Origin of the sequence: Pseudomonas sp. AOB-7, assembly GCF_003696305.1 — a bacterium.
In the GTDB taxonomy this organism is placed as follows: domain Bacteria; phylum Pseudomonadota; class Gammaproteobacteria; order Pseudomonadales; family Pseudomonadaceae; genus Aquipseudomonas.
This window is the reverse complement of the sequence record NZ_RFFK01000001.1, coordinates 342949-368076: the sequence shown is the minus strand read 5'-3', so window position 1 is coordinate 368076 and position 25128 is coordinate 342949. Positions and strand designations below refer to the sequence as shown.

General features: G+C 62.2%; 27 protein-coding genes and 1 pseudogene. 13 read left to right on the top strand and 15 right to left on the bottom strand.

The genetic code is table 11. From position 1 onward, the window contains the following. Positions 1 to 97: 97 nt before the first annotated feature. Positions 98 to 526 (top strand): cupin domain-containing protein, encoded by a 429-nt coding sequence (locus EA796_RS01830; protein WP_021446044.1) that lies wholly within the window; start codon positions 98 to 100, stop codon positions 524 to 526. A gap of 84 nt (positions 527 to 610) precedes the next feature. Here the strand turns inward: EA796_RS01830 and EA796_RS01825 are convergent, their stop codons facing one another. Beyond that, positions 611 to 1153 (bottom strand): thioredoxin family protein, encoded by a 543-nt coding sequence (locus EA796_RS01825; protein ID WP_232460336.1) that lies wholly within the window; start codon positions 1151 to 1153, stop codon positions 611 to 613. A 103-nt stretch (positions 1154 to 1256) separates the two neighbouring features. Continuing rightward, positions 1257 to 1676, bottom strand: coding sequence for an Ohr family peroxiredoxin (locus tag EA796_RS01820; protein ID WP_122107307.1), 420 nt, complete (start codon positions 1674 to 1676; stop codon positions 1257 to 1259). Between the two features lie 491 nt (positions 1677 to 2167). Here EA796_RS01820 and EA796_RS01815 point away from each other — a divergent pair, with 491 nt between their 5' ends. The 4 genes from EA796_RS01815 (at position 2168) to EA796_RS01800 (ending at position 5343) form a co-directional block, all read left to right on the top strand. Then, positions 2168 to 2647 (top strand): hypothetical protein, encoded by a 480-nt coding sequence (locus tag EA796_RS01815; RefSeq protein WP_122107306.1) that lies wholly within the window; start codon positions 2168 to 2170, stop codon positions 2645 to 2647. Between the two features lie 62 nt (positions 2648 to 2709). Continuing rightward, positions 2710 to 3555: a DUF692 domain-containing protein gene (locus EA796_RS01810; protein ID WP_122107305.1), complete on the top strand. Its 846-nt coding sequence runs from the start codon at positions 2710 to 2712 to the stop codon at positions 3553 to 3555. Then, positions 3548 to 4291 carry a DUF2063 domain-containing protein gene (locus tag EA796_RS01805; RefSeq protein WP_122107304.1) on the top strand — a complete coding sequence of 248 codons (744 nt, stop codon included), beginning with the start codon at positions 3548 to 3550 and terminating at the stop codon, positions 4289 to 4291. Before EA796_RS01810 ends, EA796_RS01805 begins: the two co-directional genes overlap by 8 nt. 224 nt (positions 4292 to 4515) lie before the next feature. Then, positions 4516 to 5343 (top strand): AraC family transcriptional regulator, encoded by an 828-nt coding sequence (locus EA796_RS01800; protein WP_122107661.1) that lies wholly within the window; start codon positions 4516 to 4518, stop codon positions 5341 to 5343. A gap of 119 nt (positions 5344 to 5462) precedes the next feature. On the opposite strand, the gene EA796_RS01795 is transcribed toward EA796_RS01800, so the two are convergent. Further along, complete coding sequence (locus EA796_RS01795; protein ID WP_122107303.1) at positions 5463 to 5960, bottom strand: Rrf2 family transcriptional regulator; 498 nt, start codon at positions 5958 to 5960, stop codon at positions 5463 to 5465. Positions 5961 to 6288: 328 nt separating this feature from the next. Here EA796_RS01795 and EA796_RS01790 point away from each other — a divergent pair, with 328 nt between their 5' ends. Both EA796_RS01790 and EA796_RS23020 read left to right on the top strand, forming a co-directional pair. Further along, positions 6289 to 7491 (top strand): NAD(P)/FAD-dependent oxidoreductase, encoded by a 1203-nt coding sequence (locus tag EA796_RS01790; protein WP_122107302.1) that lies wholly within the window; start codon positions 6289 to 6291, stop codon positions 7489 to 7491. A 631-nt stretch (positions 7492 to 8122) separates the two neighbouring features. Continuing rightward, the gene (locus EA796_RS23020; protein ID WP_147459024.1) at positions 8123 to 8512 is read left to right on the top strand and encodes a hypothetical protein; all 390 of its coding nucleotides are present in this window, start codon (positions 8123 to 8125) and stop codon (positions 8510 to 8512) included. Positions 8513 to 8823: 311 nt separating this feature from the next. On the opposite strand, the gene EA796_RS01780 is transcribed toward EA796_RS23020, so the two are convergent. After that, positions 8824 to 9285, bottom strand: coding sequence for a DUF6130 family protein (locus tag EA796_RS01780; protein WP_031304011.1), 462 nt, complete (start codon positions 9283 to 9285; stop codon positions 8824 to 8826). Positions 9286 to 9492: 207 nt separating this feature from the next. Here EA796_RS01780 and EA796_RS23250 point away from each other — a divergent pair. Then, positions 9493 to 9864, top strand: a pseudogene (locus EA796_RS23250) (transposase); the annotation flags it as partial. Positions 9865 to 10101: 237 nt separating this feature from the next. Here the strand turns inward: EA796_RS23250 and EA796_RS23600 are convergent. The 3 genes from EA796_RS23600 to EA796_RS01765 form a co-directional block, all read right to left on the bottom strand. After that, positions 10102 to 10230 carry a co-regulatory protein PtrA N-terminal domain-containing protein gene (locus tag EA796_RS23600; RefSeq protein WP_371921447.1) on the bottom strand — a complete coding sequence of 43 codons (129 nt, stop codon included), beginning with the start codon at positions 10228 to 10230 and terminating at the stop codon, positions 10102 to 10104. A 132-nt stretch (positions 10231 to 10362) separates the two neighbouring features. After that, entirely contained in the window at positions 10363 to 10782 is a 420-nt protein-coding gene (locus tag EA796_RS01770; RefSeq protein WP_122107300.1) for a cupin domain-containing protein, read from the bottom strand. A 5-nt stretch (positions 10783 to 10787) separates the two neighbouring features. Further along, positions 10788 to 11228 (bottom strand): carboxymuconolactone decarboxylase family protein, encoded by a 441-nt coding sequence (locus EA796_RS01765; RefSeq protein WP_122107299.1) that lies wholly within the window; start codon positions 11226 to 11228, stop codon positions 10788 to 10790. A gap of 74 nt (positions 11229 to 11302) precedes the next feature. On the opposite strand from EA796_RS01765, the gene EA796_RS01760 reads away from it, so the two are divergent. Next, positions 11303 to 12256: a LysR family transcriptional regulator gene (locus EA796_RS01760; protein ID WP_256679062.1), complete on the top strand. Its 954-nt coding sequence runs from the start codon at positions 11303 to 11305 to the stop codon at positions 12254 to 12256. 193 nt (positions 12257 to 12449) lie between these two features. On the opposite strand, the gene EA796_RS01755 is transcribed toward EA796_RS01760, so the two are convergent. From EA796_RS01755 to EA796_RS01740, 4 genes are all read right to left on the bottom strand, one after another. Beyond that, on the bottom strand, positions 12450 to 12950 hold the full coding sequence (locus EA796_RS01755) for a YkgB family protein (protein ID WP_122107297.1): 501 nt from the start codon (positions 12948 to 12950) through the stop codon (positions 12450 to 12452). Positions 12951 to 13358: 408 nt separating this feature from the next. Then, positions 13359 to 13883, bottom strand: coding sequence for a DoxX family protein (locus EA796_RS01750; RefSeq protein WP_256679061.1), 525 nt, complete (start codon positions 13881 to 13883; stop codon positions 13359 to 13361). A gap of 122 nt (positions 13884 to 14005) precedes the next feature. Beyond that, the gene (locus EA796_RS01745; RefSeq protein ID WP_122107296.1) at positions 14006 to 15304 is read right to left on the bottom strand and encodes an ATP-binding protein; all 1299 of its coding nucleotides are present in this window, start codon (positions 15302 to 15304) and stop codon (positions 14006 to 14008) included. After that, positions 15301 to 16041, bottom strand: a complete 741-nt coding sequence (locus tag EA796_RS01740; protein ID WP_003243444.1) for a response regulator — start codon at positions 16039 to 16041, stop codon at positions 15301 to 15303. Before EA796_RS01740 ends, EA796_RS01745 begins: the two co-directional genes overlap by 4 nt. Positions 16042 to 16315: 274 nt before the next feature. Between EA796_RS01740 and EA796_RS01735 the strand changes: the two genes are divergently transcribed. The 4 genes from EA796_RS01735 to dinB all read left to right on the top strand — a co-directional run bounded on the left by EA796_RS01735 (position 16316) and on the right by dinB (position 20341). Then, entirely contained in the window at positions 16316 to 16582 is a 267-nt protein-coding gene (locus EA796_RS01735) for a DUF2790 domain-containing protein (protein ID WP_122107659.1), read from the top strand. A gap of 61 nt (positions 16583 to 16643) precedes the next feature. Further along, entirely contained in the window at positions 16644 to 17870 is a 1227-nt protein-coding gene (locus EA796_RS01730) for a cytochrome c biogenesis protein DipZ (RefSeq protein ID WP_122107295.1), read from the top strand. Positions 17871 to 17933: 63 nt separating this feature from the next. Then, positions 17934 to 19055, top strand: a complete 1122-nt coding sequence (locus tag EA796_RS01725; protein ID WP_122107294.1) for an AGE family epimerase/isomerase — start codon at positions 17934 to 17936, stop codon at positions 19053 to 19055. Between the two features lie 227 nt (positions 19056 to 19282). Next, positions 19283 to 20341 carry a DNA polymerase IV gene (dinB, locus tag EA796_RS01720; protein WP_122107293.1) on the top strand — a complete coding sequence of 353 codons (1059 nt, stop codon included), beginning with the start codon at positions 19283 to 19285 and terminating at the stop codon, positions 20339 to 20341. Positions 20342 to 20402: 61 nt separating this feature from the next. On the opposite strand, the gene EA796_RS01715 is transcribed toward dinB, so the two are convergent. Genes EA796_RS01715 through EA796_RS01700 form a run of 4 tightly spaced genes read right to left on the bottom strand, consistent with a single transcriptional unit; the run spans position 20403 to position 25020 of the window. Next, positions 20403 to 20801, bottom strand: a complete 399-nt coding sequence (locus EA796_RS01715; protein WP_122107292.1) for an META domain-containing protein — start codon at positions 20799 to 20801, stop codon at positions 20403 to 20405. Positions 20802 to 20805: 4 nt separating this feature from the next. Beyond that, positions 20806 to 21237: a hypothetical protein gene (locus EA796_RS01710; protein ID WP_122107291.1), complete on the bottom strand. Its 432-nt coding sequence runs from the start codon at positions 21235 to 21237 to the stop codon at positions 20806 to 20808. Between the two features lie 27 nt (positions 21238 to 21264). Further along, positions 21265 to 22260 (bottom strand): 2-hydroxyacid dehydrogenase, encoded by a 996-nt coding sequence (locus EA796_RS01705; protein ID WP_122107290.1) that lies wholly within the window; start codon positions 22258 to 22260, stop codon positions 21265 to 21267. Positions 22261 to 22269: 9 nt separating this feature from the next. Then, positions 22270 to 25020, bottom strand: coding sequence for a response regulator (locus tag EA796_RS01700; RefSeq protein WP_122107289.1), 2751 nt, complete (start codon positions 25018 to 25020; stop codon positions 22270 to 22272). Positions 25021 to 25128: the final 108 nt, after the last annotated feature.

Below are 25128 nucleotides of genomic sequence, written 5' to 3'. Positions count from 1 at the left end.
CACGCAGGCATGCAAATCTGCACCCTTTCGACATACCGACGCTACGGCGGTTGGTCAGAGTGGCGCCTCCCTCTGACTGCTCTGAAAGGAGACGACCATGCGTTATCCCCATCTACTCGCCGCCGCCGTGGCGCTTACCGCATTTGCCGGGCTTGCCCAGGCCGACCAGCACCAGACCGAAAGCGCTGCGAGCGCCAACTGGAAACAAGGTATCCAGCGCACGGATCTGACTCGCGATGATCTTGGCGACTCGGTTCACGAGGTGATTCAGGCACGGGTCGATTTCGACCCGGGTGTGGCATCGCCGAATCATTCCCATCCGGGGGTGGAGGTCGCTTACGTGATCGAAGGCACCTTCGAGTATCGGCTCAAGGGGCGGGCACCGGTGATTCTCAAGGCCGGCGAGTCCCTCTACATCCCGGCCGGCACACCGCATATCGCCACCAATATCGGTGAGGACAAGGCCTCTGAGCTGGCGACTTACATCGTCAAGAAAGGCACACCGCTGCTCGTGCTGGAGCAGTGATTCCTGCCCGGCGAACGGGCATGACATGAGACCGCCACAGGGCGACGGGATGGTATATCCCGTCGCCCTGTTCCTATTTCCCTTTCAGTGGGTGGCCTGAAGCAGTTGCCGAATCTTGGTTTCGGTTTCGGCATAGGCACCTTCGCCGAAGTGCTGGTAGACAATGCGACCGCCCTGGTCGATCAGGTAGAGGGCCGGCCAGTAGCGGTTGCCGAAGGCGTTCCAGGTCCTGTAGCCATTGTCCTGGGCGACCGGATAGGTGATGCCGAGTCGATCTACCGCCTCATCGAGATTGGCCGTTACCTTTTCATGTGCGTACTCGGGCGTGTGCACACCAATCACGACCAGCCCTTGATCGCGATAGCGTTCGTGCCATTGCTGCACATGGGGCAGGGTGCGCAGGCAGTTGATGCAGTCATAGGTCCAGAACTCGACGAGGACGACCCGCCCGCGCAATTGCTCCAAGGTCTGGGGCTCGCTGTTGATCCAGTGGGTGATCCCCCTGAGTTCAGGAACCGTGGGGGCGGGTGACGCACTGCGTGGATTGAGCGGGTCGTCCTGGGCGCCTGCGCTGCAGGCGGCAGTCATCAGGCAGGCCGCAAGGAGGCTGAAAAGAGGCTTGATCACGTTGGGGATCCTGTCGTGGAGAGGGCGCGCAAGGCGGCTGGTTGCAGGGGGCGAATGCCGACGCTGCCGTCCGCCGGCGGGCGGACAGCAGCGCATGCCGGGATCAGATCAGGTTGATTTCGACGTCTATGTTGCCGCGAGTGGCCTTGGAGTACGGACAGGTGCTGTGCGCGGTGTCGACCAGCGCTCGAGCGACTTCCGGCTCCACCCCGGGCAGGCTGACATTCAGCCGCGCCCGCAGGAAATAGGCGGTGCCTCCGGTACCCAGGTCCACTTCCGCATCCACCGCCAGGCCGTCGGGGAGAGCAACCTTGAGCGCGGCAGCTGCCTTGCCGATGGCGCCGATGAAGCAGGCCGACCAGCCGGCTGCCAGCAGTTGCTCGGGATTGGTGCCGGGGGCGGACGAGCCGGGGGCGGACAGCTTGATGTCCAGCCTTCCATCCGAACTGCGCGACTCGCCGTTGCGGCCTCCGCGGGTGTGGGTCTTGCCGGTGTAAAGCACCTTCTCGATAGGGTTGATCATGGGGTGTACCTCGTTGATGGGGCTGCGCCATATCTCTTCATTGAGTATCTCGGGCGATGGCGTGAGCCCGAGGCGGCTCAGACTTTCATCCCCTTGTAGTGCGCATGTGTCCAGCCGCGGCCGCTGTGCAAGCCTGTGTAAGATTTCGCGCTGCAATACAGAGCGTTACAAAGCGTGGCCGTGCCCCCTAGAGGGTCCCGGCCAGTTCTGCCTGTGATGGGCAATGCGGCGTGTCCCGGCGCAGCGGCCCTCGGCAAACCGCTCATTGAGGTATCTCTCTGTATCCGCGACCTGGGTATTGGGCGCAGGCATACAAAGGCGCCGGTCTGCCGATACTTCATGGATACATCGCCGGTGCCAAATGGCCAGGCCTGCAAGAGGCCTGCGCATCCCCGTCGAGTATCGATCGGCGCGCCATCTGCCTCATGCCGGATTCAGCCCTTGTGGCATTACCCGCGCGGTCGACCGCGCTCAGCGTCCGGAGAAATCTTATGTCTCGTACCCACGTCACCAACAAGACCCGTCTTGGCCTCATCGCTGTTGCCCTGGCGGGCGGCATGAGCCTGGCCCAGGCCTCCTTTGCCGTGGAGGCATTGCCTCAGGGTTACCAACTGGCTTCCGCCGAGAAGGCTGGCGAAGGCAAGTGCGGGGAGGGCAAATGTGGTGAAGGCAAATGCGGCACCAGCGAGGCCGGCGCCAAGGTCAGCCAGGCCGAAGGCAAGTGCGGTGAGGGCAAATGCGGCGACGAGTCCTTCGCCCGCACCGATAGCGACGACGACCACCTGGTGTCGCTCGCAGAGTTTCTGACCGTAGCCCCGACCCGTCAGGTCGAGTTCGAGGAGATGGACACCAACGGCGACGGCTACCTGTCCGAGGCCGAGGTCTACAAGTATCGCAGCAATCAGTACACCTCCAACGGTAAGCCAGTACCCACGGAATTGTTCACCCGCATGAGCCAGGCCAAGGACTGATCCGAAGCCCTCCCGGTGCCCATGCGCGGGGAGGGCGTCACCCTATCTGGAGAGCCATCGTGATGCCCTTATCAGCCTTGAATGGCGCCGGCCTTGGTCTGCGCCGCGCCTTGCTACCCGAGTTTCGTCTCATGGCGGACAGCGCCGTGGACTTTCTCGAATGTGCACCCGACAACTGGATTGGTGTGGGGGGCGCTTATGGCGAGCAATTGGCGCGGCTTGCCGAGCGTTTTCCGATTACCTGCCACGGCCTGTCGTTGTCCTTGGGTGGGCCGGCCCCTCTCGACCGGGAGTTGCTGCAACGCACCCGTCTGTTTCTCGATCATCATCGCGTTGCGCTGTACAGCGAACACCTGAGCTACTGCTCCGACGACGGCCAGCTCTACGATCTGCTGCCGCTGCCTTTCACCGACGAGTCGGTGCGGCATGTCGCCTCGCGTATTCGCCAGGTTCAGGACATGCTGGGACGCCGCATCGCGGTGGAGAACATCTCCTACTACGCCGCGCCCTATCAGGCGCTGAGCGAGATCGACTTCCTCAAGGCGGTGCTGGATGAGGCGGATTGCGACCTGCTGCTGGACGTCAACAACCTCTTCGTCAATTCGATCAATCATGGTTACGACGCAGCGGGTTACCTGGCCGCTATTCCGCCGCAGCGAGTGGTCTACTTGCATGTGGCCGGCCACTATGACGAGGCCGAGGATCTCAAGATCGATACTCACGGCGCCGCGGTGAAGGACGGCGTCTGGAGCCTGCTGGCGCAGGCCTATGGGCGTTTCGGGGCCTTGCCGACGCTGCTGGAGCGCGACTTCAACTTCCCGCCGCTGAGCGAGTTGCTGGAGGAGGTGGAGCGGATTCGCGCGTTTCAGCATGAAAGCCGAGAGCTTCAGGAGGTGCGCCGTGCCTGAGACCCTGCACGAGCAACTGATGACGCTGGCGCGCCATGTCCGTGATCCGCGGCAGCCGGCGCCTCCCGGTATCGAGGCGCGCCGTCTGGCCATCTATCGCCAGCTGTTCATCGGCAACCTCGACTCCCTGCTCGGTGGTGGCTTCCCGGTGCTTCGCGCCACGCTTGCACCTGCGCAGCGGCAAGCCTTAGTTCACGCCTTCTACGCCGACTACCGTTGCCGGACGCCACTGTTCACCGAGCTGGCGAAGGAATTCGTCGGTTACCTGGAGGAGGGGGCTGGCGATGCTCCGGACCTGCCGCCCTGGCTGGCGGAACTGGCCCACTACGAATGGACGGAAAGCGCGCTGCTGCTGAGCGCCAGCTGCGAGCCGGCCCATGATCCCGAAGGCGATTTGCTCGAGGGCGTGCCGCTGCTATCGACCTTGGCCTGGCCCTTGGCCTACCGCTGGCCGGTTTGCGATATCGGTCCGAATCACCTTCCGACATCTGCATCGAGCGAGCCCACGCTGATCCTGGTGCAGCGTCGAACGGACCAGCGAGTGCATTTCTCCCGCCTTGCGCCGCTGGCGTATGCCTTGCTCACCTTGCTGCAGACGCGAGAGTGCAGTGGCCGCGAGCATCTAGCCGCACTGGCCGAAGCCGTGGGCGTCTCCATCGATGAGATCCTCCCTCAGGGGCAGGCTCTGCTCGAATGCCTGCGTGTGCAGGGCGTGGTGCTGGGTATCCGAGCCTAGCGCCATGCGTGCTCGCTGACGGACCAGGGGCGGCCTGACGCGCTCGTTTGGAGGCGCGGACAATTGCTGTCGTCCCTAACATTGGCGATTGGCTGACCTGAAAATTTCGCCGGCCGGGGTAGTTGCTGAGGGCGCGCTTGACCAAGGCCTGGGCAGGATCATGCTTCGAGCCAAACTGCTGGTGATAGGATACTGATCGTCCGCATGCTTCCATGGGGCCCGATATGGATCGTTTGTCCACCCTGTTGTCGCAGTTCGGCGTCCGCGCAAGGCTGTTTCATAATGGCAGACTGTGCGGCGTGGCGACGTACGATGGCATCGAGCCGCATGGCCACTTTCATCTCTTGCAGGCTGGCAGCGTCACTTTAAAGCGCCCCGATGGAGGGGATCTGCTGCTCAGCCGGCCCAGCCTGATTTTTCTGCCGCGCCCCAGTCGGCATAAGTTGATCGCCGACGAACCCACGGGCGCCCAGCTCGTGTGCGCTTCAATGGAATTCGATGGCGGTGCCAGCAACCCGTTATCTGCGTCGTTACCCGATCTTTTGGTGTTGCCTCTCGACGAGCTGCCGCTGCTGGCCGACACATTGAGGTGGTTGTTCGCGGAGGCGGCTGCCGGACACTGTGGCAGGGAGGCCGTGCTTGATCGCCTATTCGAGCTGCTGATCATCTTGCTGCTGCGGCATCTCCTCGATCAGCGTGCGCTGAACAGCGGAATGATGGCGGGATTGTCCGACTCGCGCCTGGCGCGCTCTCTGGTACAGATGCACAACGCACCTCAGCGCTCCTGGTCGGTTGCTGAGCTGGCTAGCGAGTCGAACATGTCGCGCGCCGCCTATGCTGCTCATTTCCACTCAGTCGTAGGGCAGACGCCAGGAGATTATCTGCTGAGTTGGCGCATCAGCGTCGCGCAGAAGCATCTGCGCGAAGGGCGACCGATATCAATTGTCGCCGACGAGGTCGGTTATGAAAGCCCATCAGCTCTGGCTCGGGCGTTTCGCCGCAAGACTGGGCAAAGCCCCCGAGACTGGATGAAATCCCTGGGGCGCACTTGAAGGTTGGGGAAAAACGGGGCTGAACCAGAGCCAGGGCTTGTAAGTGCAAGGCTAGGCCCTGTTCTGGAGGCCGACTCCCACAAAGGGACGGCTGACCGGCGTTCTCAGGGCCGGGCAGGTCAGTTCATCCACTTCAGCACCTGTTCGCCATACTCTGGCGGCGTTTTGCGCGCAACCCGGCGAACGATATCCAATATGGTCTGCTGAGCGAGCGCTTCCTCCATCCGCTGCTGGGCCTGAAGCATGACCGCATGGATGCTGCAAGGACCAGCGCTCTCCCAATCTGGTTCCGGGCAGCCGGTCTGGAACACCGCGCAACGTTGGCGCACGTTGCGGCACTCGAAGATTTCCTTGTCGCCGTCGATTGCACGAACGATGTCCAGCACCGTGATCTCGTCGGCAGGGCGAGCCAAGCGGAAGCCGCCACGCACTCCTTCGGTCGCAACCACCAGATTAGCCTTGGCCAGACGAGTGAACACTTTGGCCAGCAACTCCGGCGGAACGCCTTGCAGCTCTGCCAGCGTTCGCACGCTGGCCTCGCGCCCATCGCCTTTCTCGTCAGTCAAAAAAAGCAGGCAGTGAATCCCGTATTCCACGCCTGCACTGTACAAAGCCATGCGATAACTCCGCCTTATGTGATCGTATTTCTAATGAGGATTTCTAAGGGGAATCCAAGGGCGTCAGCGTCACGCATGCTCGCCAGCGGGCTTCCTTCTATTCAGATTATGCCTTAAGCCCAGACAAACCAAGCGCGTGAAGGTGGATGCCTGATAACGGCGACGAACGGTGCACTGTTCAGGAGAGAAAAGCTTGCTCGATCTAACTACGACTCATATAGTCGTAGTTGTCGGCCCGCCTTGGAAACGATGAACGCCTTTCCGGCATTGCTGCAGCCGGGTGCGCTGATCCTGATTGATCACCCTATTTCGATTTCTGGAGATTCACATGAAGCAACGCATACTCATCATCGGTGCCGGTTTTGGTGGCATGTGGAGTGCGCTCAGCGCCACTCGTCTGCTGGACAAACACAACCGTAATGACGTCGAAGTCCTAGTCCTTGCGCCGCAGGCCGAACTCCATGTCCGTCCACGCTTCTACGAGCCGGATGTGCATCGCATGGTTGCCCCCCTCAACAAACTGTTCGACGCTGTGGGCGTGACTTTCGTTAAGGGCATGGCCGAGCATATCGACGTAGAGCGCCAGGTGGTCAGCTACCGCGACGCCCAGGGCAAGGCTGCGGAGCTGGCGTATGACCGGATAGTCCTCGCTTCCGGTAGCAAGGTGGTGCGCCCGGCGCTAGCCGGTATTGAGCATGCCTTTGACGTGGATCAGTTGGACGAGGCGGTGCGCCTTGAGCGGCATGTATCGTCCCTGGGCGCACGGCCCGATTCGCCCAGCCGCAATACCGTTGTAGTTGCAGGTGGCGGCTTCACCGGTATCGAGACCGCTGCCGAAATGCCCGCCCGGCTTCGCGCCGCCCTGGGCGAGAACGCCAATATCCGGGTCATCGTTGTCGATCGCGGGCGCGAGATCGGCGCAGCGTTGGGGGAGGGACCGCGTTCCGCCATTGTCTCCGCAAGTGAGGAGCTGGGCTTGGAGTGGCGTCTGAACAGCCTTGTCGCTGCTGTAGATGAGCGCGGTGTGATTCTGGCCGACGGCGAGCGCATCGACGCAGATACCGTGATCTGGACCGTCGGAGTGCGTGCGAGTTCTCTGACCGAACAGATCCCTGGCGAGCGCGACGACTACGGCCGCCTGTACGTGGACGACAACCTCCAGGTTCCGGGTCAGAAGGACGTGTTCGCAACTGGCGACGTGGCCAATGCGGCTACGGACGGAAACGGCAACCGCTCCCTCATGTCGTGCCAGCATGCAATTGCTCTCGGCCGTTCGGCTGGCAACAACGCTGCGGCCAGCCTCCTGGGCGTACAGCCAACTACATATCGCCAAGCCAAGTACGTGACCTGCCTGGATTTGGGAGCCTGGGGCGCTGTATTCACCGAGGGCTGGGACCGACAGGTGCAAATGGTGCGAGATGAAGCCAAGTCGCTCAAGCAGCAGATCAATAGCGTCTGGATTTATCCGCCGGCTGCTGATCGGAGCGCTGCACTTGCCGCCGCCGATCCACTGATCCCGGTCGTTGCCTAATCCCGCAGTTACCGCAACGCCCAGGGCCGTGCAGTGAAACTTCACGGTCCTGGGCAAAAGAGCGCCGAGGCAATCAATATGAACCTGCTCCTTCAGATCACTACACGTCCTCAAGCCCAACCACACATCGAGTGCTACCTGCGCGAATGGTTGCCCGGAGTAAAGTGGACCCTGATACGTCAGACCGAAGACGGCCGTTCGTGGTTGCTCACGCTTTTGGCGAATTCGTGCAGTGACCCTATTGAAAAAACGGTGCGTGCACTAACGCTCAGTAACTGGGTGATTGCAATGGCCTTCTTCTCTTCGCACGAGCAGCCCTTGCCAATGTGCAAAGGCTAGCTTTTGTTAAGGCTGACGTTGAAAGGTGGTGAAAGATGAAATCGACGAAAAGGATCGCCATTGTCATTGTTCTTCTTAGCCTGGCCATATCTGGCCTGGAGAGCGAGAACAGAAGTTGGTCTACGCAAGGCAATGACGTTGATGGCTTGCATTCGACCTGCACTGATCAGTCGGGTCATGACGTTAAGCTGTCAATTTACGGCGGCGATCAGTGTCTGGCTTTCATGCTGATCTGAAGCGAGATTTTACTTTCACTGTGTACGATAAGCGTTTATGGCCGGAGTGCATAATTATGACCGTCAAGAATGTTGTGCGACACGAGTATTCAGTTGTGCTCAAGGGACTGAGTGCTGCGTTTCTGCCGACCCTGTTGTTAGTTGGCTGCGCGCAGAGCCCCGACATCAGATTGGGCCATGATAGTTATTCGGGAACAACTCTAAAACATGATGTCGAATTTTTCGACTGCATAAAGGCGGATGTTCATAAGGGCGAAGAGACATTTGTCGTCAAGGATAATGAGACGTCGATGCTCTTTGTCGGAAAGCCCGATCCCGTCCAAGCTTCAGGTCTTGTTGAGTTATCCGGTTCGCCAGGCGATAGAAGTTACTCGGTATACCAGAGGCATGCCTGGTATGACCATGGGCGCTTGATCAAGGCGGCCGTTCTGTGCGCCAAGGTCTAAGGTATTAGCCAGGCAACTCAAAATGGGGCGGCCGGGAAGCTTGAACACATCTCTACCGGCAGGGGGCGCCCCGATATCCTATCGCGATTCCCGTGTTACCGACGAGCGCCCCGAGGCCGGCAGATCAGCGCAACGACCTGAATGCGGTGCGCGCTTCGAAGCTGAACGGATCCAGCTCTTCTCAGATGGAGAAGTGACCGCCTTTTTCTACGCGCTTGAAGTAGGCAAGATCGAGGTAGTCCAAAGTTCTTAACTACCTGTCCCTCAGTTCCCGGACAGACCAGTACCTCACGCGGAGGACTTTGCCCTGGTTAGTTCATGGCAGGCTCCATAGGCCGCTGCTGCGGAACCGTGAAAATAACTTCCGTACTGGTGAGGATCTTGTGAGTCGGGTCGGCCACATCGAGCAGCATCCTGTGGGTGCCGGGCTTCAGCCCGACAACAATGATCGGGTCGCCGCTGGTATGCGCCCAGGTACCTGGGGAGCCGTCCAAGGTCACGTGCAGGTGTCCTAGGCGCGGCGACACATCGGCTGCCTCCTTGCCGAACACCGGCATGATGCGAATGTTTTCCGCCCGGTACTGGACGATGACTACCCCGCGAGCCAGAGGCTCGGCAAGCGGAGGGTAAGCAATCAGCTTTGGCGCAGCTTCTGATTGCAGCGGAAGTATGGCGGGAGGTTGACTTACGTCATTGGCACTTTGTGAGTTGGCTGTAACACAAAAAAGAGCGCTTACCGCGAACGCGGAAAGACCTCGAAGAGATAGTGGCATGGTGTACTCCTCGCCCGCAGGATTATTAAGAGATGAAGCCGCCTGGGCATCTCACCAGTGCAGAGCCGGCCACGTCGAAGTCTCCGATGCCTAAAGCAATTATATCGGGCTTCGACCACAGTGCTTTCCAATCAGGTATGGCGACATCACTTATGCCTGGGCGCAAGGTCGTTGGCATTAACTGGTCGTGGTATCGATGCCCCTTAGGTCGACAAGCTCCTGCATGGTGAGGAGAACGTGGTCTGTGGCGATGCCCGCTCCACTGGGGTGGAGAAACGTCCCGAGCATGCAGGGCGCGAGGTCATCCGGCTGATGGTGGCACGGCGCAGCACCTACAAACAGTTAAGTCAGCGCAGTGGCCCATACAATGTCAGGCGCGAAATCGAGTAGGTCGAGGCACAGGTGCGGGCCGGCGTCGAACACCCGTTCCGGCTGATCAAGCGGCAGTTTGGCCGCGTGAAGGTGCGCTTCCGGGGACTGACCAAGAACACCGCACAACCGGTCACACTGTTCGCCCTGTCGATCCTATGTACGGCCCGTCGGCAATTGCTTGCCGATGCAGGTGCGGTACGTCTGTAAAACGCATAAACCGGTCAAAGCCGGGTTTCTGCTGCAATCTATTGCCGAGGGCCGGGCAAAAATGCGATTCAGTCGCCGATAGGCTGCCCGTGGCTGACTTGTGCGGGGTTTCCCTAGCCATCCGCAGAATTACTGAGGGGCTTTCACCCAAGGCGGATTCTTGGGTGCAACGACTTATGTATACGGGGAGCCGTCCTTGGCATCACATCCAGCTTGGATGTAGCCGACTACCAAATATCATTTACTGGTAGTCCCACCATGCCGAGTCTCGATTCTTTCAATAAGTCGGTCACTTCCGCCTTCGGCGAGAGCAGCGCCGGAAGCTCCTACAAGAGCACAGATAATAAGGGCTTTGAGTATTTTCATCAGGATCTCCAAAAGCAAACTTAAGTTATAAGCTGGTAGTGGTTTTTAATGTCAGGAGTACGGTTGCCAATCAACTGCTCCGCACTCGTTGAATGCGCCCGGCGCTGGGCGCAATTGAGCACATGCTGAGCGTTACTTCTTCAGTGTGACGGGCTGGACGAGTTCCTTTTTACCGTCGGACAGCAGCCACGCCACCAGAGATGCTGGCTCGGAGTTACTTGCATTACGGGACACCCGATGCAGTTGTCCTGGGCTTTCATACCAGGCTTCACCGGCCTTGAATCGTTGAGGGGGGTATCCGTCAACGGCCGATTCAATCTCTCCGCTCAGCACCACGACGAACACGTGTCCAGGGTGCCGGTGAGCTGTAGAAGTAGCGCCTGGTGCGTAATCGACACGAACCGCCGTCGCATGCTTAAAAACGTGGGGAGGAACAACGGCTTGCGCAATCGGAGTGACGGTTTCTCCTTCGCTACCGGTACCGTGGGCCATAACACCGGAACTCAGTAGCCCTGCGGCCGTGAAAAAAATTGCTTTGATATACATGTTCATCGAGTTCACTCCGGCTGCATTCCAAAACCAACGCCAAAACGGTTCCAGGCATTAATGCCGGCGATCACGAACGTCAGCTCTGCCAGCTCTTGAGCGCTGAAGTGGGCTGCTACTTCTTGGTAGATTTCATCCGGCGCGTGCTGGCTCGCTACCAGCGTTAGTGTCTCGGTCCACAGCAGAGCAGCACGCTCTTGCTCGGTGAAGAAGGGCGTTTCCTTCCATACACTCACGGCCATCAAGCGACGAAGGCTTTCGCCTGCTTTCACGGCGTCAGTGGTATGCATGTCTATGCAATAGGCGCAGCCGTTGATCTGAGAGGCGCGGATTCGAACAATTTCACGCAACGGTCCGGGCAGCACCGATTCCGAAGCGGCTTTCTCGAGGCCAAGCATCGCCTTCATCGCTTGAGGCGCTGCTTGGTAGTAGTTGAGGCGTTTTGAGCTCATATTTTTCTCCACAGGACCGACGGAATTCGGCCTTGGAGAAACTTTATTGATCGTCAGGTCTCGGATAAACTGGCTTGACTCGTTTTCACTGGACGGAAATTCGGACAATCATGGCCTTTGATCGATTAGAGGCAATGCGTGCGTTCTGCCGCATCGTTGAAGTGGGGAGTTTTACTTCGGCGGCAGCAGTGCTGAACGTGGCGAAAACGACAATTTCCGGGCAGATTCAAGCACTTGAATCACAGCTAGGAGTGAAACTGCTGCATCGGACCACTAGACGAGTTTCTCCGACCACGGATGGCACCGCCTACTATGAGCGTGCACGTTTGCTACTGGATGATCTCGACGAACTGGAGGCTTCTGTTGCGCAGAGCCGTAGCGTTGTTCGTGGCCGGGTGAAGGTTGAAATGCCCTCGCCAGTCGGTATTTGTCTGGTTATCCCATCGCTTCCGGAGTTCACCGCGCGACATCCGCAGATTCAACTGGATATCGGCTGCAGCGAGCGCGTAGTTGACCTCGTGCACGAAGGCATCGATTGCGCTTTTCGAGGCGGTACGGTCGCCGATCAGGATCTGGTGAGCCGTCCGGTGGGGCTGATGAGGTTTTGCCTCTGCGCCTCACCCGCCTATTTGCTCGATTCCATGCCGATATTGAAGCCAGACGATTTGCTTGTGCATCGTTACCTCGGGTTCACCTTTCCCGCCTCAGGCAGGCAGCTCACCCCTGTACTTCATCGTGGCGATGAGCACTTTGTGATCGAACAGCTACCGGTGATGCGTTTCAACAATGGCAGTGCTTATATCACTGCTGGGCTAGCCGGGCTCGGCATTGTCTCGGTTCCGCGCGCCGAGGCAAACCCACATCTTCAATCGGGAGGTTTGGTTGAGGTGTTGCCAGGGTGGGAGCTGGATAGCATGCCGATCAACCTCGTGTATCCGTACACGCGGCATTTATCTGCAAAGGTTCGGGCCTTCACAGAATGGGCGGCGGCTTTGATGAATGGCCACCCACTCTGGACAATGAACTAGTAGCTCAGCGTTCAGAATAAGCGGTGGCGGAACCAATCTCTGGCACGCTGTAGAGTATTAAATCGCCGCCACGAGGTACTCGCGGCGGCTAGGCAGCAGGCGGATGATAGGAGTGCGTGGGGCGCTGTAGGGGCAGACGTGCGCCTGATGCGCCCGACAACTTCAGTCCGTACCTAGAGCAATAGCCGGCCGCTCAAGAGGCCTCCAATTCGCTTAGAGAATGTCCGGCCACTAATACCGAGGCGGCAAGCAGGCCAAGGTCCTTAAGGAGGAACTGGCCCGGGGCGACGGTGATGGCCGGAAAACCGAGGCCGGCCTCAATCACCCCCGGTGTCGAGAACATAAGGCTCAAGGTCGTAAGAAACAGCCCGGCAGACAGTGCGCCACCAATCAGCGAGAGCTTTGGTGAGAGCAGGCGCCCCGCAATAAGAACGGCGATCGAGATCTCGAGGACGCCGAGCAGGCGAGAAAAAGTGTCGACGCTGAAAATCGCATAGGTCCATCCCAGGATGGGGCTGTTGCCCACCAGCGGAACCAGCCCCTCGGCCTCATAGTGCGTGAACTTCATGCCGCCGAACCAGAGGTAGATGACCGCAAGGGCGAAATAGGTGCTGTAGACCCCAATCGCCATGGTTTTGTTACCAATCGATAGTTGTTCGGATGAACTGCTTTGATACTGAGTGTTGATTTTCATCGTGTAGGTTTCCTGTAACTGGGTGAACGTTCGTTATTAACGGGCTCGATCAAGCGGCCATAAAAGGACCATCCAGGTGGTGATTCGTGATGGCATTAAGGTTGAGGCTGTTTAGGCAGCCGATAGATGATCGACTAATAAACCCGACGTACCGCACATTGGGTGCGTTGGCAGTGTTGCTTGATACGTCGTGCTCTTGGGGGCCAAGCGTCTAGAGTTCGATGCAGATCGTCTAAACACCCCTGAGCGTCTTGAGAGGGGGGCGGTGTTCTCGTTCCCTAAAGAGAGCTGCTGCAGTTGCGTTACCGCCAGGCGTTTCGCAACGGCAGTTTCAGGTGCAAGGGGCGTTGCCAGGTACCAACGCAAAATGCCCGCACACTTCAGGTGGCGGGCATTCTCGCTTGTGGGTCAGCGTCTGTTGCGTAGCAGTTCATCCAGGCTGAAGCGGCCTGCGCCCTTGAGGAAAAGCGGTAAGAGGGCGACCAGATAGATCAGCGGCAGCTTGTAGTTGCCGAACCCCTTGTCGCTGATGGAGTAGCCCATAAGCAGTTCGGACAGGCTGGACCACTGCGCCGGCCAGTGCACCGCTGCGATGGCGACCAGGGTCAGCATCATCAGTACCAGCGACGCGAGGCGGGTCCCCAAGCCAAGCAGAAGGAGCAGGGGCGCGATCAGTTCGATCCACATCGACAGCTGCCAGTTCAGCTCGGCTGGAAATGCGCTGAAGGGAAAGGGAAAGGCCGATTGGATATGGCCGAACCAGTTCTGACCGTTCCACTTCTCCAGGCCGGCCTCGAAGAACTCCCAGGCCAGAAATAGACGCAGTGGCAGGTCGGCGCTCCAGGCGCCGTAACGGTCGATCCTGGCGAAAACCCTCTCGAGCGGGGAGAAGAGAGAGCTACGGGGGTTTGCAGAGGAGGGTATACGACTCATGGTGAGGGCCTTGGCATGGGTGCGGCCGGCGAAATGCCGTCGCCAGGCGGCCTATGCTCACCGGGCGGCTTGTCCCGGATATGTCCATCAGGAGGCGTGCTGTATCGCTCTGTATCCCCGGCTCAGGGCGTTACATTCAGCTCCAGCTGTGCGCAAAGCCCTCCACTTTCGCGGTTGCTCAGGCTCAGGCGGGCGCCCAGGGACTCGCTCAACTGCAGCGCGATGGCCAGTCCAAGGCCGGTGCCGCCGGTGCTGCGGTTACGCGAACTTTCCACCCGGTAGAAGGGTTTGAAGACCTCTTGCAGCTCCGCCTCGTCGATGCCCGGGCCATCGTCCAGCACTTGCAGGCACACCCGGCCCTCGCTGTCGGCTCGCACCTGCAGCTGGGCGCTGCCGGCGAACTTGAGGGCATTGTCGAGCAGGTTGCTCAATACCCGCCGCAAGGCGTAGGGCCGGGTTTCCAGAAGCGCACCGCTGTACCCGTGGAGGCTGACGGCCTGGCCGCTATCCTGATAGTCGAGTACTAGGCTGTCGAGAAAGGCGTCCAGATCCACCCGGCACGGCGCTTCGCGGCTGCCCTCCATGCTGCGGGCATAGGCCACGCCCTCGCGAACCAGGTGCTGCATCTCGTTGAGATCGCTCCACATGGACTCCCGTTCCGCCGAGTCCGGCATCTGTTCGACCCGCAGCTTCATGCGTGTGATCGGGGTCTGCAGGTCATGGGAAATGGCCGCCAGCAGTTGCATGCGCTCCTTCAGGTAGGCGGCGATGCGGCCTTGCAGGGTGTTGACCGCGCGTGCCGCATGGGCGACTTCCCGTGGGCCGCTCTCGTCCAGCGGTGCGGGCGGGGCGTCCGGGTCGAGCTGCTCGACGGTGTCGGCCAGCTGCGTCAGCGGGCGAATCGCCATGCGTACGGCGACCCAGGTGCACAGCAGCAGTAAGGCCAGTTGCAGGACGAGCACCAACGGCAGCCACTGTGCGACCGGGATGGGAGCCGGCGTCACATCGAGAGTCAGCGGGCTGCCGTCGCTCAATTGCAGATGGACCTGAAAGTGCGGCCGCGGTCCGTCGATGGTTTCGAAACGCAGGGCGTAACGCCGGCCAATCGCCTGTTCGATCGAGGCAGCGGCCATGTGGGGTTCGGCCATGTCCATGGGGCGCCCTGGCAGCCCCTCATCGAGGCGATAGCGATAGTTGCGCCGTTCCAGTAAGGGCAGCCACTCGGCGCGTTCTGCCGCCGGCAGACGATCGATCAGGGCGACGGCAGTGCTCACGTCCAGCTCCAGGTTGCCCAGCATCACGTCGCGACCGGTCTGATAGCGCTCGTAGAACTGGGAGGTGAAGGACAAGCCGTAGGCCAGCACCAGACCGCAGAGAAAGAGCAGCGTCAGCCGCGCCGCCAGGCTGCGTGGGCCGATCACGCGGGGGACTCGAGCAGTTGCACCGGCAAGGAGAAGACGTAGCCCTCGCTGCGCACGGTCTTGATGTACATCGGCTCGCGCGCGTCGTCCCGCAGACGCTGGCGCAGGCGGCTGACCAGCAGGTCGATAGAACGATCGAAGATGTCGGCCTCGCGCCCCTGGGTCAGATTCAGCAACTGTTCGCGGCTCAATACCCGCTGCGGATGGTCGAGGAACACTCGCAGCAGGCGGTATTCGGCACCGCTGAGAGCGATCAGGGTGTCCGAGGCGTCCAGCAGGTGCCGCGCACTGGTATCCAGGCGCCACTGGCCGAAGCCGATCAATCGGCTGCTTTCGCTGATCTGCAGGTTCGGCGGCAACATGCGCGCGCGGCGCAGCACGGCATTGATCCGGGCCAACAGCTCGCGCGCGGAAAAGGGCTTGGTCAGGTAGTCGTCGGCTCCCATCTCCAGTCCGACGATGCGGTCCGTTTCCTCGTTGCGCGCGGTCAGCATCAACACCGGCGTGGTTTTGTGCCGGCCCACGCGCAACTCCCGGCACAGCCGCAGACCGTCGTCACCGGGCATCATGATGTCGAGCACGATGAGGTCGACCGTATTGCCCTCGAGAAAGGCTCGCATCTGTCTGCCATCGGCGGCCAGGCTGACACGCAGGCCGTTCTTCTTCAGGTAGTTGCCGACCAGCTCGCGGATCTCGCGGTCATCGTCAACTATCAGGATGTGATCGACATGCTCCATGGGCGCTCCTCTTCGTCGTTGCGCGCTTGAGTTTATCGCCGCCGACGGCAGTTGCCCGCCGCCCTTTGTATTGCAGTGTATCCGACCTCCCTTCCGCTACTTGAGCATGCACCGCCGGCCTCGAGTATCCACATGTATCAGAACGCGCCAGCGATACCTGATGCGGCACAAGAGGCTCATCGCCGACATATCGACGATACCGCCCAGCACTCTAATGAGCGCCAGGTGGATGCACCGACGTGTCCACCATCAGTCTCAAGTGAGGATGCCTTTTATGAAACTCAGTGCTCGCGGCGCCACCTATCTCCTGGTAGCGGCTTTCTCCTTTGGCAGCCTGGCAGTGCAGGCCGCCGAGTCCATTCCGGTGGAGCGCTACCGCTACGGCGCGCAGTTGGATGTGCAGAAGGTCCTGGCGTTACATGAAGAGCCGTCTGCGGATTGCCAGGTGGTAAGCGCGCGCATGGACTACCTGGACTCGATGGACCAGAAACGCAGCCTCGAGTATCGGAAACTCTCCAGCAGCTGTTCTGAAGGCAACTGACCTCGGGCGACCGGCTTGCTCAGCCATTGCCGATGATCTTCTTTGTGTCGACGAGGTGCCTATGTTGCTCGTAGCCTTTCTTGGTGGGGTGCTGACCCTGCTCAGCCCCTGTATTCTTCCGGTGCTGCCATTGCTCCTGTCTCGCGCCGGAGGGCCGATCTGGGCACCCATGCTGACCCTGCTCGGCATGGCCACCGGGTTCGCCGTGCTGGCCAGCCTGGCAGTCGTTTCCAGCGACTGGGTGATCGGGGCCAGTCAATGGGGGCGCTATTTCGCCCTGGGTCTACTGGCCGCCTCGGCGCTGGCGCTGCTATCGACGCGCGTCGGCAACTGGCTGTCTCGGCCCTGGTTATGGCTGGGCAACCGGCTGCACGGCGATGCCCGGCGCCTATCACCGGGGTTATCCGCTTGGCTGCTTGGCTGCGCCGCCGGCTTGCTCTGGGCCCCCTGTGCAGGCCCCATCCTGGGCCTGATTCTTTCGGGCGCCATGCTCGAAGGTCCGAGTGCCTCGACCAGCCTATTGCTGCTCAGCTTCGGGCTCGGCAATGCCGTGGCGTTGGCGGGAGTGATCTGCCTCGGGCGTGGCCTGTTCCAGCGTGCTCGGCTATCGTTGCGCTGGATCGAATGGTTGCGGCGCGGTGCCGGGATTGTTGCCCTGCTGGCGGTCATCGGTATCGCTAGCGGCGCCAGCGGCCAATTGGCCAGCCTCGGCTCCTCCACTTGGGCATTCAAGCTCGAGAGTCAGGTGCTGGAGGACGTGCCGGCATTGCTCGACCAACTGTCCAGCAACGCTCCCGCAGGCGTTCCCGTACTGTCCGACCTGGGGCCGGCACCGACCCTGGCCGGCGCCACGCAGTGGCTCAACGGCCCCGCCCTGGACCTGTCTGACCTGCGCGGCAAGGTGGTGCTCGTGGATTTCTGGACCTACGACTGCATCAACTGTCGCAACAGCTTGCCTTACGTCAATCAATGGGCGCAGCGCTACGCCGACCAGGGCTTTGTAGTGATAGGGGTGCACACGCCCGAATATGCCTATGAGCGGATAGTCGACAACGTGCGCCAAGCCACCAAACGTCTGGGTATCCAGCATCCTGTGGCGATCGATAACCAGTACCGAGTGTGGAATGCGTTCAACAATCACTACTGGCCGGCGCACTACTTCATCGACGCCAGTGGTCGTATTCGCTACCTGCATATAGGAGAGGGCGGGTATGAAATGCAGGAAGAGGTTATCCAGCAACTGCTGCAGGAGCGGGATGAGCTGCCGCCAGAGCAGAATCCAGCCTAGCCTGTCTGCCCACGCCGGATCGGATTGCTCGTCTCTCGCGCCACCTACCAAAGCAGGTACTCCATGCGTTCGACACCACCGCTCGCTCTTGCCACCGGCATCGCCGCGCTTGATCGCCATTACCGGGACACTATCGTGCCGTTGTGGCGATCAACCGGCTGGAACATGGCCCTGAACCTGCCTTATGAGGCGCTGAGTGGTGCTACGGGGCTGCCTCTGCAAGTCGAACGCTACCGAGCCATGGCGTGTGCGCGGCAATTGCTGGTGTTTTCCCAGGCAGGCCTGCCTGGCAGTGCTGCTGCGGCCCATGCCGATCGATTGTTTCTCTCGTTGCAAGACTATTTCGGCGATGGCAAGGGAAGCTGGATCCATAGCGTTGACGCGGCTGGGCAGCCCTCTGACAGCACACGCGATCTCTATACCTACGCGTTCGTGACCTATGCCTGTGCCGAATACTACAAACGAGGTGGCGGTGAAGCCGCCTTGGGGCTCATGAAGCAAACGATCGAGCTGATCGAGAAGCGCTTTGCGGACGGAAACGGCCTGTACGTCTCGGCCTTAGGTGAGGACTACGCCGATATCGGTGCCGGGACTTTGCAGAATCCGATCATGCATTTGACCGAGGCGTATCTGGCGGCCTACGACATTGCAGGCGATGACTGGTACAAACGACGCCTGCGAGAAATAGGCAGGGCGGTGCAGGCGCGATTCGTCGATCCGGTCAACGGCTGCGTGGCGGAACTGCCAATGGGGGAGGCGGGAAACCGCATTGAACCGGGCCATCAGTTCGAGTGGTTTTCCCTGGTCATAGGGGCACCTGCGGTTTTTGCCGGCTTGGAGCTACATGCCGAATTGCACCGTGCCTTCGATTTCGCATATCGGCACGGCGTGATGCAAGCCAACCTTGGCGTGGCGGCCGCGATAGCGGCGGACGGTACCCTACTGGACGACAGGCAGCGTATATGGGCGCAGACGGAGTTCGCCCGTGCACTTGCGGTGGAGGGGAGCATCCGCTCCCTGGAGATATTGACGCAGTGGGCAAGGCACTATCGCGAACGTTTCCTGCATTCGGGCGGGTGGCATGAAGTCCTGGGAGCCACCGACGAACTGCTGCGGCAAGACATGCCTTCAACCACGCCCTATCACCTGCAAAGCGCCTATGTGGCGCTACGCGCACTGGTGTAGGACGCTGTTTGCCAGCGATACCGTGCTTGGCCTGTTGCTTCACTCCCAGAGATCGCTATTCTGGCCAGCCCAGGCTGACGAGTAGCTTTGTTCTGCCACCCGTTCTTCGGTTGATCAATGGCTCTGGCGTCGTCCGACCCAGAGAATCCAGCCGAGAAAACAGAGGGTATTAAAGCGGCTATCGGATGGCGTTCTCCTTTGGTTTGTACAAGTAAAATCAATAGCTTATGAATCAAAGGAAAATCATCCACATCGACTGCGACTGCTTCTATGCCGCCATCGAGATGCGCGACGACCCGAGCCTGGCCAATCGGCCGCTGGCGGTGGGCGGCTCAGCCGAACGGCGCGGGGTGATCGCTACCTGCAACTACGAGGCGCGCGCCTACGGCGTGCGCTCGGCGATGTCGTCGCGGCATGCGCTGAAGCTGTGCCCGGACCTGTTGATCGTCAAGCCGCGCTTCGAGGCGTACCGCGCCGCGTCGCGGGAGATTCACGGCATCTTTCGCCAGTTCACCGACCTGATCGAGCCGCTGTCGCTGGACGAGGCCTACCTCGACGTCAGCGACTCGGCGCATTTCGCCGGTAGCGCCACCCGTATCGCCCAGGAAATCCGCCGGCGCGTGGCGCAGGAGCTGCACATCACGGTATCGGCCGGGGTGGCGCCGAACAAGTTCCTGGCCAAGATCGCCAGCGACTGGCGCAAGCCCAACGGGCTGTTCGTCATCACGCCCGACCAGGTCGAGGATTTCGTCGCGGCGCTGCCGGTAAGCAAGCTGCACGGCGTCGGCAAGGTCACCGCGGACAAGCTGGCGCGCCTGGGGATTCGCACCTGCCTGGATCTGCGCGACTGGAACAAGCTGGCGCTGGTGCGCGAGTTCGGCAGTTTCGGCGAGCGCCTGTGGCGCCTGGCCCACGGCATCGACGAACGTGCGGTGCAAGTGGACAGCCGCCGTCAGTCGCTCAGTGTCGAGCACACCTATGACCAGGATCTGCCCGACCTGGACAGCTGCCTGGCAAAGCTGCCGGCGCTGTTGGAGGAGATGAACGGGCGTCTGCAGCGGCTGGATGCCAGCTACCGACCGGACAAACCCTTCGTCAAGGTCAAGTTCCACGACTTCACCCAGACCACCCTGGAGCAGGTCGGCGCCAGCCGCGATCTAGACAGCTATCGACAGCTGCTGAGCAATGCCTTCGCCCGCGGCGGCAAGCCGGTGCGCCTGCTTGGCGTCGGGGTGCGCTTGCACGATCTGCGCGGGCGGCAGGAGCAGCTGGAGCTGTTCGCGTAGCTCGGATGCAATCCGGGAGTTCCTTGGGGCAACCGCCCCGGATTGCATCCGGGCTATGCCGTCATTCCGCCCAGAGACGAATCGGCTTGCCGGTCGCCGGCCACAGCTGCAGTTGGCCGATGGCGTTGAAATCCCAGCGCTGCACCTGGCCGATGGCGTCGAGGAAGCGCTGTTCCTGTTCCATCAGCGCGGGGGCGCACAGCTTGCGGGTGCTGCCGGGACGCTCGAAGCCGAGTGCATTGCCCTGCAGCTGATAGCCGGCGAACCAGTGGTTGCAGCCGGCATGGCCGTGGGCGCGGCCGTCGGCGGCGAAGGTGATGGTCAGGTGGCTGCGGTCGATCAGCGGGCGTTCGCCGATCCACTCCACCTGGTAGCTGCGCTCGGTCTCCAGTTGCGGCGCGTCGCTGGCGCAGCCGCCCAGGGCGGCTGCGAGCAGGGCGAGGGGCAGGGCGCGGGGCATGGTTTCAGTCCTCCTGACAGGTGGGGCACAGGTGCTGGCCATCAAGCTTGCGCCAGCCCAGTTCGGCGATACGGGCCTCGGCGGCCGGCGCCTGGGCGGCCTTGCCCAGGGCGGCGTCGACGGCGAATTCGAAGTCCAGTTGCTTGCCACAGCCGTCGCAGTTCACCTGCCAGTTGTGGATGGCCAGCTCCTTGAACTGCGGGCCCTTGCACACCGCCAGCCACTGGCCGGGCGGGTTGATCAGGTGACGGACCTTTTCCACCTCCAGGCGCATATGCAGGTCGCGGCTGCCCTTGAGGGTGACCAGCAGGCTGTCGCCGGCCTGGATCGAGCCGCCGTTGCCGGTGACCTGATAGCGGCCCGGCGCCAGGGCGCGGCACTCGGTGAGGGTGTGCTGGGGGGTGAGCAGGGAATAACGGAAATCGTGTTCGGCCATGGGTCCTCCGGATCAGCCGGCATGCTATCACGCGCCGGCCCTGACCTCATTGCACGGGCGGCCGGCGGCCCAGGCGGCGATATTGTCCAGGGTGGTGCGGGCGATGGCGGCCAGCGCCTCCTGGGTGAGGAAGGCCTGGTGGGCGGTGACGATGACGTTGGGGAAGGTCAGCAGGCGCGCCAGCACGTCGTCCTGCAGCGGCAGGTCGGAGCGGTCCTCGAAGAACAGCTCGGACTCTTCCTCGTAGACGTCCAGGCCCAGGTAACCGAGCTGACCGCTCTTCAGCGCGCCGATCAGCGCCGGGGTGTCGACCAGCGCGCCGCGGCCGGTGTTGATCAGCATGGCGCCGCGCTTCATCTGCGCCAGGCGCGCGGCATCGATCAGGTGATGGCTGCTGGCGGTCAGCGGGCAGTGCAGGCTGAGGATGTCGCTCTGGCTTATCACCTCGTCGAGCGGCGCCTGGCGCGCGCCGATGGCATCGAGTCCGGTCACCGGCAAGGGGTCGTGGATCAGCACCCGGCAGCCGAAGCCGGCCATGATGCGGGCGAAGCTCAGGCCGATCTTGCCGGCGCCGATCACTCCGACGGTCTTGCCGTGCAGGTCGAAACCGGTCAGCCCGTGCAGGGAAAAATCGCCCTCGCGGGTGCGATTGAAGGCGCGGTGGATGCGCCGATTCAGCGCCAGGATCAACGCCACCGCATGCTCGGCCACCGCATGCGGCGAGTAGGCCGGCACCCGCACCACGCACAACCCCAGGCGTTCGGCGGCCTTGAGATCGACATGGTTGTAGCCGGCCGAGCGCAGGGCGATCAGCCGCGTGCCGGCGGCGGCCAGGCGCTGCAGCACCGGCGCCGACAGCTCGTCGTTGATAAAGGCGCAGACCACCTCGCAGCCGCTTGCCAGTGCCGCGCTGGCTGCGGTCAGGCGCGCCTCGTGGAACTGCAGCTGCCAGCCATCCGGGCGCGCGGCGGCGAGGAAGCTGTCGCGGTCGTAGGTCTTGCTGCTGAACAGACAGATGCGCATGCGGGCTCCTCAGGCGCTTTGCGCGGCGATCTCGGTCAGCCGGGCGATCGCCGCATCCAGTTCGTCGAGGGCGCGCTGGGCGCCCGGGTCGTCCTGCTTGAGCAGGGTTTCGCTGCGCTGGCAGGCAGCGCGCAGCTGTGGCACGCCGCAGTAGCGGGTGGCGCCGTGCAGGCGGTGGACCCGCTCGATCAGCGCGCTGCGCTCGCCGGCTTCGCGGGCCTGGCGGATGGCCTGGCGGTCGCCGGGCAGCCCGGCCAGCAGCATGTTCAGCATGTCGGCGGCGAGGTCGGCCTTGCCGGCGGCCAGGCGCAGGCCTTCCTCGGCGTCGAGCACCTGCGGCTGCGCCGAGGTGACGGGCGCCTCGAGGGGTTTCGCCGCGGGCTGGTTGCGCAGGCTCAGGCCGGTCCACTTGAGCACCACCTGGGCCAGCTGACGTTCGCTGATCGGCTTGGTCAGGTAGTCGTCCAGGCCGCTTTGCAGCAGGATGCGCTTCTCGTTGGCCAGGGCGTGGGCGGTCAGCGCGACGATGGGGGTGGCGCTGCGGCCCTGTTCGCTTTCCCACTGACGGATCGCCTCGGTGGCCTGGCGGCCGTCCATGCCGGGCATCTGCACGTCCATGAACACCAGGTCGAAACTGCCGCGCTGCACCGCCTCGATGGCGGCATAGCCGCTGTCCACCGCGCTGACCTGGGCACCCAGATCGTCGAGCAGGGTCTGCACCAGCAGCAGGTTGGCCGGGTTGTCGTCGACGCAGAGGATCTGCGGGCGACGGCTGCTGGCCAGGCTCGCGGGCTCGCTGACCGGGCGTTGCGGGCAGGCCAGCTCGATCAGCGCCTTGTGCAGCTTGCGCGTGCACGGCGGCTTGGCCTGCAGCTGGGTGTAGGCATCGGGCAGCGATTCGTGGAACAGCCCCAGTTCGGTGGTGGGGCACAGCACCAGGGCCTTGCAGCCGAGGCGGTCGAGGTCCCAGATGCGCTGGCCGAGGGCATCGGCCGGCAGTTGGGCGGCGGTGATGCCGAGCACCGCCAGGCTCAGCGGGCGCTCGCGCTGCTGCTGGCTGGCCACGGCGTCGAGCAGCTGGCCCAGGTCGGCGAAGCTTTCCACCTCCAGGCCGCAGTCTTCCAGCTGATGGGCCAGGGCCTGGCGCGCCAGTTCGTGGCTTTCCAGCACCGCCACGCGGCGGCCCTGCAGCGGCGCGCGCGGCAGGTCGTCGGCGTCGTCGCGGGCCTTGGGCAGGGTCAGGCTGACCCAGAATTCCGAGCCTTCGCCCGGCGTGCTGTCGACGCCGATCTCGCCGCCCATCTGCTCGATCAGGCGCTTGGAAATCACCAGGCCCAGGCCGGTACCGCCGGCCTGGCGGCTGAGCGAGTTGTCGGCCTGGCTGAAGGCCTGGAACAGCGCGCGCAGGTCCTCGTCGGACAGGCCGATGCCGGTGTCCATCACGCTGATGCGCAACTGGGCGCGGTCGGCGCTCTCGTCCTCGACCATGGCGCGCATGACGATGGTGCCTTCGCGGGTGAACTTGATGGCGTTGCTCACCAGGTTGGTCAGCACCTGTTTCAGCCGCAGCGGGTCGCCGCGCAGGGCCAGCGGGGTGTCGCGGTAGATCAGGCTGACCAGCTCCAGCTGCTTCTCGTGGGCGGCGGGGGCGAGGATGGTCAGGGTGTCCTGCAGCAGGTCGCGCAGGTTGAAGGGGATGGATTCGAGCACCAGCTTGCCGGCCTCGATCTTGGAGAAGTCGAGCACCTCGTTGATGATGCCGAGCAGGCTGTCGGCGGACTTCTCGATGGTCGCCAGGTAGTCCTGCTGGCGCGGGCTGAGCTCGCTCTTCTGCAGCAGGTTGGTGAAGCCGAGGATGCCGTTGAGCGGGGTGCGGATCTCGTGGCTCATGTTGGCGAGGAACTCGGACTTGATGCGGCTGGCCTCCAGGGCCTCCTTGCGCGCGAAGTCCAGCTCGATGTTCTGGATCTCGATGGTCTCCAGGTTCTGCCGCACGTCCTCGGTGGCCTGCTCGATGCTGTGCTGCAGCTCTTCCTGGGCGTTCTGCAGGGCCTCGGCCATGCGGTTGATGCCGGCGGCCAGCTCGTCCAGCTCAACGCTGCCCAGCGGCGGCAGGCGGGTTTCCAGGTGGCCGTCCTTGAGCTGGGCGACCCCGGCCTTGATCGCGCGCAGCGGGCCGTTGATGCTGCGGCTCATGCGCAGGGCGAGCAGGGCGGTGACGCCGAGGCCGCCGACGATCAGCAGCAGGCTGGCGAACAGGCTGCGGTAGCCGCTGAGCAGGGTGCCCTGGTGCGACAGCTCCAGCTCGACCCAGCCGAGCAGTTCGGCGCTGCGCTCGTCGCCGGAGTCGTCGCTGAGGGCCAGGTGCTGGTCGTACACCGGCAGCAGAAAACGCGTGGCGTCCTGGCCGCTGAGGCGGCTGAGCCCGGGTTGGTCGTTCGGCACCGGGTTGAGCATGCTCGGCCCGGCATGCGCCAGCGGCGCGCGTTCGGCGGCGAGGAAGCTCACCGCGCGCACGTCCGGGTGCTCCAGCGACTGCCGGGCGATGCGTTCGAGCAGCGGCTTGTTCTGCTGCTGCAGGGCCGGTGCGGCCAGCGGCGCGAGGTGCTCGACCAGCATCTCGCCGCGCTGCAGCAGCTGCGCCTGCAGCCCGGACAGCTGCACCCAGGTGAAGTAGCCGCCGAGCACCAGCGCCAGCAGGCTGGTGGGCAGCAGGGTGAGCAGCAGCACGCGGCCCTTGATGCCTAGATCCTTGAACACGCCTGGTCTCCTTTATGACGTCTGGGCAGTGTAGCGATTCGCTGCCGAGGAATCTGTAGATGAGTGGTCCGGGTTTAGTAGGTAGAATTGTTCGCATTCGTCTTGTCG

Bases quoted from the DNA above. Each gene is read 5' to 3' on its own strand.
- EA796_RS01830 (WP_021446044.1), top strand. From the start codon at position 98: ATGCGTTATCCCCATCTACTCGCCGCCGCCGTGGCGCTTACCGCATTT.
- EA796_RS01780 (WP_031304011.1), bottom strand. From the start codon at position 9,285: ATGCCACTATCTCTTCGAGGTCTTTCCGCGTTCGCGGTAAGCGCTCTT.
- EA796_RS01710 (WP_122107291.1), bottom strand. From the start codon at position 21,237: ATGGCCGAACACGATTTCCGTTATTCCCTGCTCACCCCCCAGCACACC.
- EA796_RS01810 (WP_122107305.1), top strand. From the start codon at position 2,710: ATGCCCTTATCAGCCTTGAATGGCGCCGGCCTTGGTCTGCGCCGCGCC.
- EA796_RS01715 (WP_122107292.1), bottom strand. From the start codon at position 20,801: ATGCCCCGCGCCCTGCCCCTCGCCCTGCTCGCAGCCGCCCTGGGCGGC.
- EA796_RS01800 (WP_122107661.1), top strand. From the start codon at position 4,516: ATGGATCGTTTGTCCACCCTGTTGTCGCAGTTCGGCGTCCGCGCAAGG.
- EA796_RS01730 (WP_122107295.1), top strand. From the start codon at position 16,644: ATGTTGCTCGTAGCCTTTCTTGGTGGGGTGCTGACCCTGCTCAGCCCC.
- EA796_RS01795 (WP_122107303.1), bottom strand. From the start codon at position 5,960: ATGGCTTTGTACAGTGCAGGCGTGGAATACGGGATTCACTGCCTGCTT.
- EA796_RS01790 (WP_122107302.1), top strand. From the start codon at position 6,289: ATGAAGCAACGCATACTCATCATCGGTGCCGGTTTTGGTGGCATGTGG.
- EA796_RS23020 (WP_147459024.1), top strand. From the start codon at position 8,123: ATGACCGTCAAGAATGTTGTGCGACACGAGTATTCAGTTGTGCTCAAG.
- EA796_RS01820 (WP_122107307.1), bottom strand. From the start codon at position 1,676: ATGATCAACCCTATCGAGAAGGTGCTTTACACCGGCAAGACCCACACC.
- EA796_RS01725 (WP_122107294.1), top strand. From the start codon at position 17,934: ATGCGTTCGACACCACCGCTCGCTCTTGCCACCGGCATCGCCGCGCTT.
- EA796_RS01705 (WP_122107290.1), bottom strand. From the start codon at position 22,260: ATGCGCATCTGTCTGTTCAGCAGCAAGACCTACGACCGCGACAGCTTC.
- EA796_RS01815 (WP_122107306.1), top strand. From the start codon at position 2,168: ATGTCTCGTACCCACGTCACCAACAAGACCCGTCTTGGCCTCATCGCT.
- EA796_RS01770 (WP_122107300.1), bottom strand. From the start codon at position 10,782: ATGAACATGTATATCAAAGCAATTTTTTTCACGGCCGCAGGGCTACTG.
- dinB (WP_122107293.1), top strand. From the start codon at position 19,283: ATGAATCAAAGGAAAATCATCCACATCGACTGCGACTGCTTCTATGCC.
- EA796_RS01750 (WP_256679061.1), bottom strand. From the start codon at position 13,883: ATGAGTCGTATACCCTCCTCTGCAAACCCCCGTAGCTCTCTCTTCTCC.
- EA796_RS01735 (WP_122107659.1), top strand. From the start codon at position 16,316: ATGAAACTCAGTGCTCGCGGCGCCACCTATCTCCTGGTAGCGGCTTTC.
- EA796_RS01755 (WP_122107297.1), bottom strand. From the start codon at position 12,950: ATGAAAATCAACACTCAGTATCAAAGCAGTTCATCCGAACAACTATCG.
- EA796_RS23600 (WP_371921447.1), bottom strand. From the start codon at position 10,230: ATGAAAATACTCAAAGCCCTTATTATCTGTGCTCTTGTAGGAGCTTCC.
- EA796_RS01740 (WP_003243444.1), bottom strand. From the start codon at position 16,041: ATGGAGCATGTCGATCACATCCTGATAGTTGACGATGACCGCGAGATC.
- EA796_RS01765 (WP_122107299.1), bottom strand. From the start codon at position 11,228: ATGAGCTCAAAACGCCTCAACTACTACCAAGCAGCGCCTCAAGCGATG.